15 protein-coding genes are annotated in these 16,065 nt (G+C 73.2%); 12 read left to right on the top strand and 3 right to left on the bottom strand.

Annotated features, from left to right (window positions below; all coding sequences use genetic code 11):
* The first annotated feature begins 21 nt into the window (after positions 1-21).
* The 5 genes from QSK21_RS06550 (at position 22) to ptsP (ending at position 3,546) form a co-directional block, all read left to right on the top strand.
* Positions 22-252 carry a PTS sugar transporter subunit IIB gene (locus QSK21_RS06550; protein ID WP_285694375.1) on the top strand — a complete coding sequence of 77 codons (231 nt, stop codon included), beginning with the start codon at positions 22-24 and terminating at the stop codon, positions 250-252.
* A gap of 102 nt (positions 253-354) precedes the next feature.
* On the top strand, positions 355-804 hold the full coding sequence (locus QSK21_RS06545) for a PTS sugar transporter subunit IIA (protein WP_285694374.1): 450 nt from the start codon (positions 355-357) through the stop codon (positions 802-804).
* A gap of 20 nt (positions 805-824) precedes the next feature.
* On the top strand, positions 825-1,490 hold the full coding sequence (locus QSK21_RS06540) for an HAD family hydrolase (RefSeq protein ID WP_285694373.1): 666 nt from the start codon (positions 825-827) through the stop codon (positions 1,488-1,490).
* A gap of 57 nt (positions 1,491-1,547) precedes the next feature.
* Positions 1,548-1,820 carry an HPr family phosphocarrier protein gene (locus QSK21_RS06535; protein ID WP_285694372.1) on the top strand — a complete coding sequence of 91 codons (273 nt, stop codon included), beginning with the start codon at positions 1,548-1,550 and terminating at the stop codon, positions 1,818-1,820.
* A 10-nt stretch (positions 1,821-1,830) separates the two neighbouring features.
* Positions 1,831-3,546, top strand: a complete 1,716-nt coding sequence (gene ptsP / locus QSK21_RS06530) for a phosphoenolpyruvate--protein phosphotransferase (protein ID WP_285694371.1) — start codon at positions 1,831-1,833, stop codon at positions 3,544-3,546.
* A 20-nt stretch (positions 3,547-3,566) separates the two neighbouring features.
* Here ptsP and QSK21_RS06525 read toward each other — a convergent pair whose 3' ends face one another.
* The 3 genes from QSK21_RS06525 to QSK21_RS06515 all read right to left on the bottom strand — a co-directional run bounded on the left by QSK21_RS06525 (position 3,567) and on the right by QSK21_RS06515 (position 7,434).
* A complete protein-coding gene (locus QSK21_RS06525; protein ID WP_285694370.1) occupies positions 3,567-4,097 on the bottom strand; it encodes a hypothetical protein in 531 nt (176 codons plus the stop codon).
* An 87-nt stretch (positions 4,098-4,184) separates the two neighbouring features.
* The gene (locus tag QSK21_RS06520; RefSeq protein ID WP_285694369.1) at positions 4,185-5,837 is read right to left on the bottom strand and encodes a glycoside hydrolase family 3 protein; all 1,653 of its coding nucleotides are present in this window, start codon (positions 5,835-5,837) and stop codon (positions 4,185-4,187) included.
* Between the two features lie 295 nt (positions 5,838-6,132).
* Positions 6,133-7,434, bottom strand: coding sequence for an N-acetylglucosamine kinase (locus tag QSK21_RS06515; protein WP_285694368.1), 1,302 nt, complete (start codon positions 7,432-7,434; stop codon positions 6,133-6,135).
* A gap of 88 nt (positions 7,435-7,522) precedes the next feature.
* Here QSK21_RS06515 and QSK21_RS06510 point away from each other — a divergent pair, with 88 nt between their 5' ends.
* The 7 genes from QSK21_RS06510 to QSK21_RS06480 all read left to right on the top strand — a co-directional run bounded on the left by QSK21_RS06510 (position 7,523) and on the right by QSK21_RS06480 (position 15,888).
* Complete coding sequence (locus tag QSK21_RS06510; RefSeq protein WP_285694367.1) at positions 7,523-8,521, top strand: MurR/RpiR family transcriptional regulator; 999 nt, start codon at positions 7,523-7,525, stop codon at positions 8,519-8,521.
* The gene (locus QSK21_RS06505) at positions 8,518-9,414 is read left to right on the top strand and encodes an N-acetylmuramic acid 6-phosphate etherase (protein WP_285694365.1); all 897 of its coding nucleotides are present in this window, start codon (positions 8,518-8,520) and stop codon (positions 9,412-9,414) included. The genes QSK21_RS06510 and QSK21_RS06505 overlap by 4 nt, the downstream gene beginning before the upstream one ends.
* A 115-nt stretch (positions 9,415-9,529) precedes the next feature.
* The gene (locus QSK21_RS06500) at positions 9,530-10,195 is read left to right on the top strand and encodes an HAD family hydrolase (protein WP_285694363.1); all 666 of its coding nucleotides are present in this window, start codon (positions 9,530-9,532) and stop codon (positions 10,193-10,195) included.
* Between the two features lie 61 nt (positions 10,196-10,256).
* Positions 10,257-10,763 (top strand): DUF6912 family protein, encoded by a 507-nt coding sequence (locus QSK21_RS06495; RefSeq protein WP_285694361.1) that lies wholly within the window; start codon positions 10,257-10,259, stop codon positions 10,761-10,763.
* A gap of 61 nt (positions 10,764-10,824) precedes the next feature.
* Positions 10,825-12,456, top strand: a complete 1,632-nt coding sequence (gene pruA / locus QSK21_RS06490; RefSeq protein ID WP_285694358.1) for an L-glutamate gamma-semialdehyde dehydrogenase — start codon at positions 10,825-10,827, stop codon at positions 12,454-12,456.
* A gap of 114 nt (positions 12,457-12,570) precedes the next feature.
* Entirely contained in the window at positions 12,571-13,281 is a 711-nt protein-coding gene (locus QSK21_RS06485; RefSeq protein ID WP_285694357.1) for an HAD family hydrolase, read from the top strand.
* 645 nt (positions 13,282-13,926) lie between these two features.
* The gene (locus QSK21_RS06480) at positions 13,927-15,888 is read left to right on the top strand and encodes an acetoacetate--CoA ligase (protein WP_285694356.1); all 1,962 of its coding nucleotides are present in this window, start codon (positions 13,927-13,929) and stop codon (positions 15,886-15,888) included.
* Positions 15,889-16,065: the final 177 nt, after the last annotated feature.

Raw genomic sequence — 16,065 nt, 5'->3', positions numbered from 1 at the left:
TAACCCTCCGCAGGAGAGACCATGGACAAGGCCGAGGCCATCGTGAAGGCGCTGGGCGGCGCCGGCAACATCGTGGAGATCGAGCCGTGCGCCACCCGGCTCAGGACCGAGGTGTCCGATCCCGCCAAGGTGGACGACGCGGCGCTGAAGGCGGCGGGCGCCTACGGCGTGATGCGCAGCGGCCGGGTCGTCCAGGTCGTCGTCGGCCCCGAGGCCGACACGATCGCCAGCGACATCGAGGACATCCTCTGATCGACGACATCCACTGACCCTCCGGCCACGGAAGACCCCGCGGATACCCAACTGTCACCCTCAGTAACCCCTCACCATCCCCTACCCCAGGGAGCCGTAGCGATGACGCGAGTTCTGTCGCCGGTCGGCGGCACGGCCGTCGGGCTTGCCGGCGTGCCCGACCTGGTGTTCGCCAAGGCCATGGTGGGTCCCGGCACGGCGATCGACCCCGTCAGGGAGCCCGGCGACGCGCTGGCCCCCGTGGACGGCACGATCGTCAAGCTGCACCCGCACGCGTACGTGGTCGTGGACGCCGAAGGCCACGGGGTCCTGGTCCACCTCGGCGTGGACACCGTCCAGCTCAAGGGGGCGGGCTTCGAGCTGCTTGCCGCCGAGGGCGACCGGGTGGTGGCCGGCCAGCCGCTGGTCGCCTGGAACCCCGCCGCGATCGAGGCGGGCGGCCGTTCCCCCGTGACCGCCGTGGTGGCGCTGGACGCCGGCGAGGACGCGCTCAGCTCCGTGGTGGAGTCGGGTGCCGTCGAGAGGGGGGCCGAGCTTTTCGTCTGGAGCTGACGCAGCCGGGGGAGCCGCTGGTGCTGGTCCGCCCCGCCGCGGTGGTGTTCGACCTGGACGGGACGCTGATCGACACCGAACCGCGCAGCCGTGTGGTGTGGGCCTGGCTGTTCGACTCGCACGGGGTCGCCCACAGCCCCGACCTGATCGCCTCGTTCGCCGGACGGCGCGGCAGGGACGTGCTGGCCGAGCTGCTGCACCTGTTCCCCGGCCGCACCGTCGACGAGCTCGTCCAGCAGGCGATCTCCTACCGGCACGGCCCGGACTCGCCCGCCGTCGCTCCCATCCCCGGCGCGGTCGAGCTGGTGCGGCGCCTGCGCGACGCGGGCGTCCCGCTGGGCGTGGCCACGTCGGGGCAGCGCGTCCACGCCGAGAGGATGCTGGAGGAGCTGGGCGTCCGGGACTGCTTCGGCGCCGTCGTCACCGCCGACGACGTGACCGCGGGCAAGCCCGACCCGGAACCCTTCCTGACCGCCTGCGCGTGGCTGGGCGCGCCGCCGGAGCGGTCCGTGGGGTTCGAGGACGCGCCCGCGGGCGTGGACGCGGTGAAGGCCGCGGGCATGACCTGCGTCGGCGTCACCACCACGCTTCCGGCGCGGGCGCTGGCCGCCGCCGACCGCGTCGTGGCCGACCTGAGTGAAGTGGATGTTGTGCCGGGGCCCGCGCTGCGGGTACCGGGTGGCTGAGAGTGTGCCGAGACCCGGCGGTACCGACCTGCCGACGGGAACTACCGAGGAGTTGCTGTGACCGAGCGTAACGTCAAGATCGAGTCCAGGGTGGGTCTGCACGCGCGACCGGCCGCGTTGTTCGTGCAGACCGCCGCCAAGGCCCCGATGGACGTCACAGTGGCCAAGCGCGGGGGGACTCCCGTGAACGCCAAGAGCATCCTGGCCGTGCTGGGCCTCGACGCCCGCCACGGCGAGGAGGTCGTGATCGCCGCCGAGGGGGAGGGCGCCGACGACCTGCTCGACACCCTGGAGCGGCTGCTGAGCACCCCGGAGCCCGACGGTGCCTGACGGTTTCACGATGCCCCCCGTCCCGGGCCGGGGCCCGGGAGTCCTGCGGGGCGCCGGCGTGAGCCCCGGGGTCGGCGCCGGTCCCGTCCGTACCCTCGCGGGTGCCGTGCCCGAGCCCCCCGCCGGCGCCCGCCACGGCGGCGACGCCGCCGCCGAGAAGGCCGCGGCCGCCGCGGCGCTCGAAGCGGTGGCCGCCGACCTGGAGGAGCGCGGCGAGCGGGCCGCCGCGCTCGGCAACAAGGACGGCCAGGAGGTGCTGGGCGCGCAGGCGCTGATGGCCCGCGACCCCGGCCTGGCCGACGGGGTGGCCGCCAAGATCGACAACGGGCTGGCCGCCGCCCGCGCCGTGTTCGAGGCGTTCGGCACGTACCGGGACCTGCTGGCGAGCGCCGGTGAGTACCTGGCCGCCCGGGTGAGCGACCTGGACGACATCCGCGACCGCGCCGTGGCCAGGCTGATGGACCTGCCGATGCCGGGCGTGCCCGTGTCGGACACGCCGTTCGTGCTGGTCGCGCGGGATCTCGCGCCCGCCGACACGGCGCTGCTCGACCCGGAGATGGTGGTCGCGTTCGTGACGGAGGAGGGCGGCCCCACCAGCCACACCGCCATCCTGGCCCGTACCATGGGCGTCCCCGCCGTGGTGGCGCTGGCCGGCGCGATGGAACTGGCCGAGGGCACCCGCGTGCTCGTGGACGGTGGCACCGGGACGGTGCACATCGACCCGTCCGAGGACGAGGTGCGGACGGCCCGCGACGCCGCCGCCGCCCGCGCGGCGCTCCTGCGCGAGTCCACCGGCCCGGGCGCCACCAAGGACGGTCACCGCGTCCCCCTGCTGGCCAACATCGGCGGCCCGAAGGACCTGGACGCCGCGCTCCACCACGGGGCGGAGGGGGTGGGCCTATACCGCACCGAGTTCCTGTTCCTCGACCGCGCGACCCCTCCCTCCGACGACGAGCAGGAGCGGGCGTACCGGACGGTCCTGGAGGCGTTCCCCGAGGGCCGCGTCGTCGTCCGGACCCTGGACGCGGGCGCCGACAAGCCCCTGGCCTTCCTGCCGCCGCCCGGCGAGGAGCCCAACCCGGCCCTCGGCGAGCGCGGCCTGCGCATGGCCAGGTCGTACCCGGAGGTTCTCCAGGCGCAGCTCCGGGCTTTGGCCGCGGCGGCGTCCGGGCTGCCCGCCAAGCTGGAGGTCATGGCACCGATGGTGACCGACGCCGACGAGGCGGCGTTCTTCGCCAAGGCGTGCCGCGCCGCCGGGATCGAGCGTCCGGGCATCATGGTGGAGGTGCCCGCCGCGGCGCTGCGCGCCCGCGACCTGGCCGCCGAGGTGGAGTTCTTCAGCATCGGCACCAACGACCTGACCCAGTACGCCTGTGCCGCCGACCGGCAGATCGGCGGTCTGGCCCCGTTCCAGGACCCGTGGCAGCCCGCCATCCTCGACCTGGTGGCGATGACCGCCGGCCCCGCGGCCGACGCGGGCCGCGGGTGCGGGGTGTGCGGCGAGGCCGCCGGGGACCCCGCGCTGGCCTGCGTGCTGGTCGGGCTGGGCGTGACGTCACTGTCGATGAGCGCGCCGTCCCTGCCCTTGGTACGGGCCGCGCTGGCCCGGCACACCCTGGACGAATGCAGGCGCGCAGCGGCGGCGGCCCGTAAGGCCCGTACGGCGGGTGAGGCGAAGGACGCGGCCCGCGCCGAACTGCCCCTCCTCGCAGAACTGGGACTCTAGGGAACGAGACGGCCGCCGGCTCATCCGACGATGAGCCAGCGGCCGCCGTCCTGCCTGAGGGTGTACGTGGACGCGAGCAGGCCGCCGGGACGGGCGGGCGCGGTTCTCCAGCGCAGTGTCGCGAAGTCCACGACGAGGTCGCCGGGCTGGGATCCCGGCCGGGCGGTGGGCACGGTCACGCCTCGCAGCGCGGTCAGGTCCTGGGGCCGTAGCCTGCTCCTGGCCTGCGCGAGCCCCCTGCGGCAGCCACCCTCGGCGCCGAACACGGTGCGCTCGTACTCGGGCGCGAGGTGCGCGCACACCCGGGCGTCGTTGATCGCGATGCCGCGCAGGAATTTGAAGAGCGTCAGCCGCGCCGGGAAGGTGTCCTTTGGTGCGGCCGAGGCTTGCGTTGCCGCGCCCACGGAGGCCGGCGTCTCCAGGCCCGGCTCGGGTGTGAGCGGCGGCATGGTGACCTCGTCCGTCCCTCCGCACGCGGCGGTCGCCAGAACGAGGACGGCCGAGGAAGCCGCGACGCGGAACGCGCGTGACGCAAGGGATGGGCCGGGCACGTGGACCTCCGCGGGGAAGGTGCGAACCTCCGAGGATCCTCCCAGGGCGGGGAGCGCTCGTCCACCGGCCTTCGTCACCGGCCTTCGTCACCGGTAGGTGAGGCCGTGCCCGACGGGCATGCCGCCCGCGCGCACCGGGAGCCGCCCGGTGGGCTTGACGACCCCGGCGATCACCTTGGCGAGGGCCCTGACCGCGGGCGCCCCGGAGGAGTAGGTGGCCAGCGTCGCGTCGGCCCGTCCGGCGCGGTCGAGATCGTAGGGACGGCCCAGCGCCGCCACCACGACTGGCTTCGAGCCGAACGCCCGGATGCGGGCCGCGGTCGACGACCCGGCGTTCAGCGTGGTCAGGACGACGGCGTCCGCGCCGGCGTAGGTCCCGCTGACCGTGACCCCGGCGCGGCGCAGCGCGGCGCTCAGCGCCTCCTCGCGCGGGCCCGTCACGTAGACGGTGCGGTCGCGCAGCGGAAGCAGCCCGCCGTTGTTGCGGACGAGGGTGACGGCGCGTTCCGCTATCCGCTCGGCGGTGGCCCGGTGCGCGGCCGACCGGATGATCGCACGCGCTCGCCGCGGGTCGGCGGTGGTGCCGCGGAACAGCCCTCGCCGTTCCTTGAGCCGCAGGATCCGGCCGACGGCCTCGTCCAGCCGCTGCCGGGTGATCGTGCCGTCGCGGACGGCGCGCAGCACCGCGCGGTAGGCCACCGAGAGCCGGGGCGGCATGAGCAACTGGTCGGCGCCCGCGTTCACCGCGCGGACCGCCACGGAGGCGTCGCTGTACCGCACGCGCGCCCCCTGCATCCGGAGCGAGTCGGTGACGATCACGCCTTGGTAGCCGAGCCGGTCCCGCAGCAGCCCGGTCAGCACCTTCTTGGACAGCGTGGCGGGGTCGCCGGACCGGTCGAGCCCGGGGACGACGATGTGCGCCGACATGATCGCGTCCACCCCGCCCCGGATGGCGGCCTGGAACGGCGGCGCGTCCAGCCGTTCCCACTCGGCCCGGCTGTGTTTGATGACCGGCAGCCCGGTGTGGCTGTCGGTGGCGGTGTCGCCGTGCCCGGGAAAGTGCTTGGTGGTGGCCGCGACCCCCGCGGACTGGTAGCCGGCGACGGCGGCCGGCACCATCCGCGCCACCAGGCCGGGGTCGGCGCCGAACGACCGGAGGCCGATCACCGGGTTGGCGGGGTTGACGTTGACGTCGGCCACGGGGGCGTAGTTCTGATTGATGCCGACGGCGCGCAGCTCGGTGCCGGTGACCTGGGCGGCGGCGCGGGCGTCCTCCAGGCGGCCGGTGGCGCCCAGCGCCATGTTCCCGGGGAACCTGGTCAGGAACGGAGCCCGGCTGACCAGGCCCTGCTCCTCGTCCACGCCGAGCAGCAGCGGCAGCTTGGACGAGCGTTGCAGCGCGTTGGACAGCGCCGCCGTCTCCTCCGGCCCGTCCGCGAGGTTGGCGGGGAAGTAGATCAGCCCGCCGACGTGATAGCGCTTGATCATCGCCGCCGCCTCGGCCGGGCCTGTGAAGGACGGCACGAACAACTGGCCGACCTTCTCCTCCGGAGACATCTCCGCGACGTATCCGGGGATCCAGGCGCCGCTGGTGGGCGCGGCGGACCGGGGTGCCCGCGTCTCGGCCGGGGTCCGTGCCCCGCCGGAGGGACGTCCGTCGTCGGGCGTGCCGCCACCGCAGCCGGCCAGTGGCAGGACGACGGCCGCCACGGCCAGCGTGATCGATCGTGAGACACGCACGGACCAGGCCCCCCGACATGGTCTCTTAACGACAGAGTCGCTGAAACGGCCCTGGAGACGTTAACCGCTCGTACAGCGTGTGTCGACCCGCGCCGCGCGCGTTGGCCGAGCTCAGGACAAGGCCGGAGCAAAGCTCTGGCCGGGGAAAGGCATGGGCGGCCCCACGGAAGGCTGGGGCGGGATGCGGGGTCACTCGTCGCGCGGTGATGCGCGCGGTGTGGCGGCGGGGCCGGCCCGGGGGCGACATCCGGGACGGCTACCGCTGCGGCCGTGCCTCGTGGGCCTTCGGCCGCCTCTAGAGGCCGAGCCTGCGCAGGGCCAGGGTGGCGGCGCCGACAGCGCCGTCCCCGGCCGGGCAGGGCTCGGCGGCGAAACGGTCACGCAGCCCGGCGCGGACCGCCTCGGCGACGGGTCCTTCGCGCAGTACCGAGCCGTGCATGACCACGGGGGCGTACGGGTCGTTCAGTGCCGGGCGGACCGCGTCGACGTCCCGCAGCAGCACCTCGGCGGCCTCCGCGGTGATCCGCAGCGCCACCGGATCACCCGCGGCCGCGGCGGCCGCGACCACCGGGCCGAGACGGCCCAGCGCCGCGGGCGGGCGGCCGTACACCTCTTTGATGATCGCCTGGGCGAGTTGCGGGTTGGGCGGATGGGCCGGCGCGACCGGCCCGTCCACCCGGTCGGGCGGCGGACCGCCCGGACCGGCGGCCGGGTGACCGCGGGGTGGCCGGCCGCGGGCCGCGTGACCGAGCGCGTCCCCATCTGGCGGATGGGGCTCGTCCGGCTCCAGTACCGCGGTTCCCGCGCCGCGGCCCAGGGGCGCCGGCGCGGGAACGGGGACGGGTGCGGGGTGGTAGGGACGGGGACCGGGGGCGAGCGCGGCGCCGCCATGGCCCACCGCGGCCGCTCCATGGCCAGGGGGATGGCCGGAGTGACCGAGGTGACCGGCGTGGCCGGAGCCTGGCGGTGACGGGGCGGACAGGGACGCCAGCCCGCGGTGGACCCGCGGGCGGCGCCTGGCCGCGTCCAGCTCCTGGACGACCGCGGCACCGAGCAGCGCGCGCGGCACCGCCTCGGTCAGCAGCGTCGGGGAGCCCCGGCCGTCGTAGGCGGCCAGGGCGGCCCGGACCGCCTCCCTGCCCAGCCAGACGGCCGATCCCTCGTCCCCGACCAGCCAGCCGTAGCCGTCGGCGCGCTGCACGATCGCGCCGTCGCTGATCACCGCGGCGCCCGCGCCGGTGCCGGAGAACACCACGATGCCCTTGGAGGCGGTGGTCCCGGCGGCGAAGGCGACCGCGATGTCGGTCACGACGGCGGGCGAGCCGCGCAGACCCGCGGCGTTCCAGGCGCACCGCGCGGCGGCGACCGCGGCGGGACGTCCCGCCGAGCCCGCGCCGGCGATGCCGAAGACGCCACCGATCACCTGGGAACGATCCACGTCACCGAGCGCCTGCCGCAGGGCCGTGGCCAGCGCCATCGCGGCGTCGCCCCCGGAGTTGGGGTTGGCGCCGGGACCGGTTCCGGAACCGGCCTCGGCGCCCCCGAGCGTTAGTACGACACAGCGGGTTTTCGTGCCACCCGCGTCTATGCCGATCACGTATGGACCGGCCAAATGGGTCAACACATGGCGACCGTAGCCTTTTCTACCGTTGACGCGACATCCTCCACGTAAGAAAATTTCTTCCATGAGGAAACCCACCGGCCCCGAGCCGGGGAGCGCCGGGGACCCGGCCGCGCTCAGGACACCGGTGTCGCCATCCGCCCCCTCCAGGGAGACACCCCCCGAGGCGGCCAAGGACGCGACGCCTTTGAGCACCGTCGTCAGGGTGCGCTCCCTGCTCCCATCACTGCCTCCCGCCGAGCGGCGGGTCGCGCAGCGCGTCATCGACGACCCCGAGGGGGTCGCGAACTCCACCATCACCGAGCTCGCCCAGGCATGCGGCACCTCCGAGACCACGGTCATCAGGTTCTGTCGGGCGATCGGCTTCCACGGTTACCCGGAGCTGCGGCTCACCCTGGCCACCGAGGCGGGCCGCGCGCAGAGCGCCACCGGCGGCCGGGTCATCGGCAGCGACATCAGTCCCGACGACTCCCTTGAGCAGATCGTGGAGAAGGTCACCTTCGCCGACGCGCGCGCGGTGGAGGAGACCGCCGCGCAGCTCGACATCAAGATGCTCGAACAGGTCGTGGACGCGGTCGTGGCCGCCGACCGCGTCGACGTCTACGGTGTCGGCGCCAGCGCCTTCGTCGCCGCGGACTTCCAGCAGAAACTGCACCGCATCGGCAGGGTCTGCAGCGCGTGGTCCGACGCCCACATCATGCTCACCAGCGCCGCGGTGCTGGGCCCCGGGGACGTCGCGCTGGGCATCTCGCACACCGGCGCCACCGTCGAGACCATCGACGCCCTGGAGGTGGCCAAGGCCAAGGGCGTGACGACCGTGGCCCTGACCAACTTCCCGAAATCGCCCATCGCCGAGGTGGCCGACCTCATCCTCACCACGGCGGCCAGGGAGACCACGTTCCGCTCGGGCGCGACCGCCAGCCGGCTGGCACAGCTGACGGTGGTCGACTGCGTGTTCGTCGGCGTGGCCCAGCGCACGTACGGGCCGACCCGCAAGGCGCTGGAGGCCACCTTCGAGGCCGTCCGCGGCCGCACCGTCCGACCCGACCGGAGGCGTCGTTGATCGACACTGACCTGCCCACCGAGGGGCGCAACCCGCGCACCCTCGACGTCGACACGCTGCCCACGCTGGAGGTGCTCCGCCGCATCAACGCCGAGGACGCGACGGTGCCGCTGGCGGTGGAGTCCGTGCTGCCGGAGATCGCCCGGCTGGTGGATCTGGCGGTCGTCGCGCTGCGCGGCGGCGGCCGGGTGCACTACTTCGGCGCCGGCACCTCAGGCAGGCTGGCCGTGCTGGACGCGGCCGAGCTGCCGCCCACGTTCGGAATCTGGGGCCGGGTGGTGGCGCACAACGCCGGGGGCTTCGGCGCGCTGTCCCAGGCCGTCTCGGAGGTCGAGGACGACCTGGACCTCGGCGCCAGGGACGCCGCCGAGGTGCAGCCGGGCGATATCGCCATCGGCATCGCGGCCAGCGGGCGCACCCCCTACGTGCTGGGGGCGCTGCGGGCGTCCACGGCGGTCGGCGCGCGAACCGCGCTGATCAGCTGTAACCCGCGCACGCCGCACGGGGACGAGGTGGAGGTGCACATCGCGCTGGCCACCGGGCCCGAGGTGATCAGCGGATCCACCCGGATGAAGGCGGGCACCGCCACCAAGCTGGTGCTCAACTCCTTCTCCACCACGCTGATGATCAGGATGGGCCGCACCTACTCCAACCTGATGGTGAGCGTGAACGCGCTCAACTCCAAGCTGCGCGCCCGGCTGGTCCGCATTCTCACCGAGGCGACCGGGATGGACGCCGTGACCTGTGAGAACGCGCTGGTCGAGGCCGGGGGGGACACCCGCGTGGCGCTGGTCTCGCTGCTCGGCGAGGTCCCGGCCGCGCGCGCGACGGTCGTCCTGGAGGAGACCGACGGCGGCGTCAGGGAGGCGCTGCAGCGGCTCAGGTCGGCCTGACGCCGACCGGACCCACCGGGGGGTACGCGCGTGATCATGCAGTCGCCACCGCCGCCGGTTGCGTGATCACGGCCTCCGGTGCCGCCCGGGAACGGGCATCGCTTACCATCAGCCCGTGAGCGTCGAATCCCCCCAATCCCCGGCCAACCACGTCAAAGCAGTCATCACCGACTGGGGCGGCGTGCTGACCTCCCCGCTGAACGAGGCGATCGCCGTCTGGCTGGCCGCCGAGCGGATCGACCCCGAGCGCTACCGGACGGTGATGCGCGCGTGGGTCGCCGGCGCCTACGGCAGCGGCGGCTCCAACCCCGTGCACGGGCTGGAGGACGGCAGCCTCCAGGTCGCCGAGTTCGAGCGGCTGCTGGCCGCCGAGCTGGTGACCGTGGACGGCGGCCCGGTCGCGGCCGAGGGCCTGATCAACCGGATGTTCGGCGCGTTCGCCCCGGTCGAGCCCATGTACGAGGCGTTGCGCACCGCACGCGCCGCGGGGCTGCGCACCGCGCTGCTGTCCAACTCCTGGGGCAACGACTACCCGCGCGACCTGTTCGCCGAACTGTTCGACGCCGTGGTGATCTCCGCGGAGGTCGGCATGCGCAAACCGGACGAGCGCATCTTCCGGCACGCCCTCGACCTGGTGGGGCTGCCCGCCGAGCAGTGCGTGTTCATCGACGACATCGAGCACAACATCGCCGCTGCCCGCGCCGTGGGCATGCGGGCCATCCACCACACCGGCGTGGACACGACCCTCACCGGCCTGCGGGCCATGGGGCTGCCCGTCTGACCCGCCCAGGGGACGGCCTGCGCACCGGCCGGTGCGGTGATCTGGCAGACTGCCGAGCGTCATGCGCGTCTATGTCCCGTCCACGCTCACCGGCCTCGCCCGCGTCCTGGCGGACAAGGAGGTCGGGCCCGCGCCGCTCGCCGCGTACGCGGTGACGCCCGCGCTGCGCGAGTGGTACGCGTCGGGCGATCTCGAGGAGCTGGAGTACGCGGCGATGACCGCCGCCGCCCGCGCCTCGCTGCGGCTGCTGGCCGCCGAGCCGGAGACCCCCGCGCGGCGGGTCGTCCTGGCCGCCGAGGTCCCCGACGAGCTGGTCCGCGCCGGGTCCGGCGACCGGTTCGACGAGCAGACCCGGGCCCTCGTCCAGGTGACCGAGCCGATCCCGTGGCGCGCGATCGCCTCCGGCCATGTGGACGACGAGTCCGCCGTCGCCGACGTCCGGGCCGCCGTCCAGGCCGTGCCGGCCGCCGACAAGGGCGACGAGGACGCCCGCTTCACCGTCGACGGCGCCGAGGGGCACGAGCTGCTCTGGTACGCCACCCAGGAGCTGGAGCACCTGGTCCCCTGATTTCGGGGCGTCCTCCCGTGGGTATCTCTGGCGTGCCGGCCGGAACATCCAGGGAGCGAAGATGGACGCCGTAGTCACCGTGCCCGAACCGGCGAACGAGCCGGTCAAGTCGTACGCGCCCGGCAGCCCCGAACGGGCCGCCCTGGAGGCGAGGATCAAGGAACTGGGCGGCGGGCAGACCGAGCTGACCATGACGATCGGCGGCGAGCGCAGGCTCGGCGGCGGCGAGCCGATCGAGGTCGTCCAGCCGCACGACCGCAGGCGCGTGCTCGGGCGGATGGGCAACGCCACCGAGCGGGACGTGCTGGCCGCGATCGAGGCGGCCCGCGCGGCGGCGCCGGGATGGCGCGCGATGCCGTTCGAGGACAGGGCGGCGATCCTGCTGCGGGCCGCCGAGCTGCTGTCGGGGCCATGGCGGGCCACGATCAACGCCGCCACCATCCTGGGCCAGTCCAAGTCCGTCCACCAGGCCGAGATCGACGCCGCCTGCGAGCTGATCGACTTCTGGCGGTTCAACGTCTCCTACGCGCGGCGGCTGCTGGCCGACCAGCCGATCTCGTCTCCCGGGGTGTGGAACCGGATGGACTACCGCCCGCTGGAGGGCTTCGTCGTCGCCATCACCCCGTTCAACTTCACCGCGATCGCGGGCAACCTGCCGACCGCGCCGGCGCTGATGGGCAACGTGGTGCTCTGGAAGCCGTCGCCCACCCAGCAGCTCGCCGCGCACCACACGATGCGGCTGCTGGAGGAGGCGGGCCTGCCGCCCGGCGTCATCAACCTGGTGACCGGGGACGGCCGCGCGGTGTCGGAGGTGGCGCTGCGCCATCCGGACCTGGCCGGGATCCACTTCACCGGGAGCACCACCACGTTCCAGCACCTGTGGCGGACGGTGGGCGAGAACATCTCCGGCTACAAAGGCTATCCGCGCCTAATCGGCGAAACCGGCGGCAAGGATTTCGTGGTCGCCCACCCCTCCGCCGACATCGCGGTGCTGAAGACCGCGCTGATCAGGGGCGCGTTCGAGTACCAGGGGCAGAAGTGCTCGGCCGTGTCCCGCGCGTACGTGCCGCGCTCGATCTGGAACCGCATGCGGGACGACTTCTGCGACGAGGTCAAGGCCCTCCCCATGGGCAACGTCGCCGCCGACCTGTCCCTCTTCATGGGGGCGGTGATCGACGACCGGGCGTTCGCCAAGCACCGGCAGGCGCTGGAACGGGCCCGCGCCGTCGACACCATGAAGGTGCTGACGGGCGGGACGCTGGACGACTCCGAGGGCTGGTTCGTCCAGCCGACCGTGCTGGAGTGCGACGATCCCGAGGACGAGCTCTTCGTCAGGGAGTACTTCGGCCCCATCCTGGGCGTGCACGTCTACGAGGACGGCGAGTACGACGCCATGCTGGACCAGATGGAGGGCGCCGCCGAGTACGCGCTGACCGGCGCGATCGTCGCGCGGGACCGGGCGGCGATCGCCGACGCCACCGAGCGGCTGCGGTTCGCGGCGGGCAACTTCTACATCAACGACAAGCCCACCGGCTCCATCGTCGGCCAGCAGCCGTTCGGCGGCGCCCGCGCCAGCGGCACCAACGACAAGGCCGGGTCGATCGCCAACCTGACCCGGTGGACCAGCATGCGCTCGATCAAGGAGACCTTCGTCCCGCCGACCGACCATCGCTACCCCCACATGGAGCGCTGACCGGCCACATCTCTGTCGCCTTGCGGGAAGCGGGCGCCAGGGCCGACGATATGTCCGCACGCGACGCGACGGCCGCGCCGCGCCGCGCCGCCCTCCGATGCGCATGGGAACGGGATGACGACGCTGAACCGTCTGGTGCTGTGGAACATCGATCACACGCTCGTGGACGTCGGACGGGTCACCCGGGAGGTCTACGCCGAGGCGTTCCAGCGGACCATCGGCCGCCCGCTGGTGCGCCTGGCGCCCACCCCCGGCCGCACCGAGTCGGAGATCATCTTCGAGACGCTGGCGTTCAACGACGTGGTCACCACCGACGACCATCTGCCCGCCTTCATGCGCGCGCTGGCCGAGGCGTTCGCGACGCGCCGCGCGGACCTGAAGGCGCACGGCCGGGTGCTGGCCGGGGCCAGGGAGACGCTGGACGCGCTGGGACGGCTGCCCGACACCGCGCAGTCGGTGCTGACCGGCTCGATCGAGCCCAACGCGGTGCTGAAGGTGACCGAGCTCGGCCTGGCCGACCGGCTCGACCTGGAGGTCGGCGGCTACGAGAACGGCGTCTACAGCAAGGCCGCGCTGCTGGAGCTGGCACGCAGCAGGGCGGGCGCGAAGAACGGCGTCCAGTACGGGGAGTCGGCGACCGTCTACATCGCCGACTCGCCACGGGACGTGCAGGCCGCGCACATCGCCCGGTCGCCGATCATCGCGGTGGCGACCGGCAGCGCGACCGCCGCGGAGCTGCGCGGCGCGGGGGCCGACGTGGTCCTGCCGACCCTGGCCGACACCGACGCCGTGGTCCGCGCCGTCCTGGAACTCACCAGCCGCTGACTGACCACGCTCGGTGGCCCCAAACGTTCACCCAACCGCCGCACCCAAAGGCAGACCCAAACCCGCGAGCCCTGATCGCAAAGCGAGCCCCCAGGCGAAAAGCGCAGCTCACGCCTGCAATAACCACAGCCGCACTCACCCCAGCCCCAGCCACGAACGGCGGCCAGGCGTTGCGATCGCGTCCGAAGGCAGATTCGAGCGGAGCGAGAATCTGATCGCGGAGCGAGCCCCTGGGCGAGTCGGAGCGATGCAGCGATCGCCGCAGGCGCGACAAGCGAGGAGCGCCAGCGACGAGCGCAGCTCGCGCCTGCCATAAACACGAGCGCAGCTCACGCCTGCAATAAGCACAGCCGCACTCACCCCAGCCCCAGCCACGAACGGCGGCCAGGCGTTGCGATCGCGTCCGAAGGCAGATTCGAGCGGAGCGAGAATCTGATCGCGGAGCGAGCCCCTGGGCGAGTCGGAGCGATGCAGCGATCGCCGCAGGCGCGACAAGCGACGAGCCGCCAAGGCGAGGAGCGCCGCTCGCGCCTGCAATAAGCACAGCCCGCCGGAGTTGCCCGGGTGGCGCGCGTCATATCCTCGGCTCGATGCTGGAAGGGCGGGAGGACTCGGCATTGATGCTGGAAGGGCGGGAGGACGATCATGTCGCGTGATCACGAGGTGGCCGAGGGCACGCTGCTGTGGGAGCCGTCGGAGGAGGTCGCCGCCAACGCGCGGGTGACCCGCTTCATGCGCTGGCTGCGGGAGCGCGGTGTGCGGGCCGAGTCCTATGACGAGCTGTGGCGCTGGTCGGTGAGCGAGATCGACGCGTTCTGGGACGCGCTCTGGTCGTACTTCGGGGTCGTGGGCGAGCGGGGCGACGGCCCGGTGCGCACCGGCGGGCCCACGCCGGTGGACGGGCTGCGATGGTTCCCGGGCGCGACCCTCAACTACGCCGCGAACGCGCTGCGGCACGCCCAGGCCGACCCGGACGGCACCGCGGTGATCTTCCGCTCCGAGGCGGGCGGGCACCGCGTCCTGTCGGGCCGCGAGCTGTGCCTCCAGGTCGCGGAGGTCCGTGCCGGGCTGGCCGAGCTGGGCGTCGGAAAGGGCGACCGGGTGGCGGCCTACCTGCCCAGCATCCCCGAGGCGCTGATCTGCTTCCTGGCCACCGTCTCGCTCGGCGCGATCTGGTCGTCCTGCTCGCCCGACTTCGGCTCGGCCTCGGTGATCGACCGGTTCGCGCAGATCGAGCCCAAGGTGCTGGTCGCCGTGGACGGCTACGGCTACAACGGCAAGCGGTTCGACCGGCGCGAGGTCGTCGCGGAGATCGAGGCGGCGCTGCCCACGCTGGCCGCGACCGTCCTGGTCCCGTACCTGGACCCGGCCTCCGCCCCCGACGGCCTCCGCGTCGGCATGCGCTGGGCCGACCTGCCCAAGCCCGGCCAGGACGAGCTGGAGTTCGAGCCCGTCCCGTTCGACCACCCGCTGTGGGTGGTGTACTCGTCGGGGACGACCGGGCTGCCCAAGCCGATCGTGCACGGGCACGGCGGGATCGTCTTTGAGCACCTCAAGGCGCTCACCTTCCATCAGGACCTGGGTCCCGGGGATGTCTTCTTCTGGTACACCACCACCGGCTGGATGATGTGGAACTACCTCATCGGCGGCCTGCTGGTGGGATCCACCGTCGTCCTGTACGACGGCGCACCCCTCGACCTGTGGAAGGTGGCCGCCGACACGGGCGTCACCTACATGGGCTTGGGCGCGCCCTACATCACCGCCTGCGCCAAGCGGAACGAACGCCCAGGCGAAGAGTATGACCTGTCGCGGCTGCGCGGCATCGGCTCCACCGGGTCGCCGCTGCCCCCGGAGGGGTTCGCCTGGGTGTACGAGGCGGTCGGCAAGGACCTGCTCCTCGGCTCCATCTCCGGCGGCACCGACCTGTGCACCGGCTTCGTCGGCCCGTCCCTGCTGCTGCCCCTGTACGCGGGCGTCATCCAGTGCCGCGGCCTGGGCGCCAAGGTCGAGGCGTACGGGGACGACGGCAAGCCGGTCATCGACGAGGTCGGGGAACTGGTCATCACCGAGCCCATGCCGTCGATGCCGGTGTTCTTCTGGCGCGACGACGATGGCGCGCGCTACCGCGAGTCGTACTTCGAGATGTTCCCCGGCGTGTGGCGGCACGGCGACTGGATCAAGATCCGCCCGGACGGCGGCTGCGTGATCTACGGGCGTTCCGACTCGACGCTCAACCGGGGCGGGGTGCGGATGGGCACCGCCGACTTCTACCGCGTGGTGGAGGCGTTCCCCGAGATCGCCGACAGCCTGGTCATCGACACCGGACGGCTGGGTGAGGAGGGGCGGCTGGTCCTGTACGTCCAGCCCGCCGAGGGCGCGGAGCTGACCGAGGAGCTGGTCGGCCGGCTCAAGCGGGAGCTGCGCTCGGCGCTGTCGCCACGCCACGTCCCGGACGAGATCCACCAGGTCCCGGGCGTCCCGCGTACGCTGTCGGGTAAGAAGCTGGAGGTGCCGGTCCGCCGGATCCTCCAGGGGACCCCGGTCGAGAAGGCCGCCAACCGCGACTCGCTCGCCAACCCCGAGGTCCTCGATCACTACGTCCCCTGACGCCACTTCGGTGCCGGTGAGATCCGAACCGCTCAATTCCCTCGGTGATCACGAGAGGCATGGAATGATGTCCCGGTCACCGGGTATGTGCGGCTTCGGCCGGTGCATGGGTTCTCGGGTCCGGTGAACTCGCCCCGGGTTTGGGGCGTCCCACAATCAGGGGATCGGTCTGCGCCG

This window comes from Actinomadura sp. NBRC 104412 (assembly GCF_030269515.1).
Taxonomy (GTDB): Bacteria; Actinomycetota; Actinomycetes; order Streptosporangiales; family Streptosporangiaceae; genus Spirillospora.
This window is presented reverse-complemented; position numbering and strand designations above follow the sequence as displayed.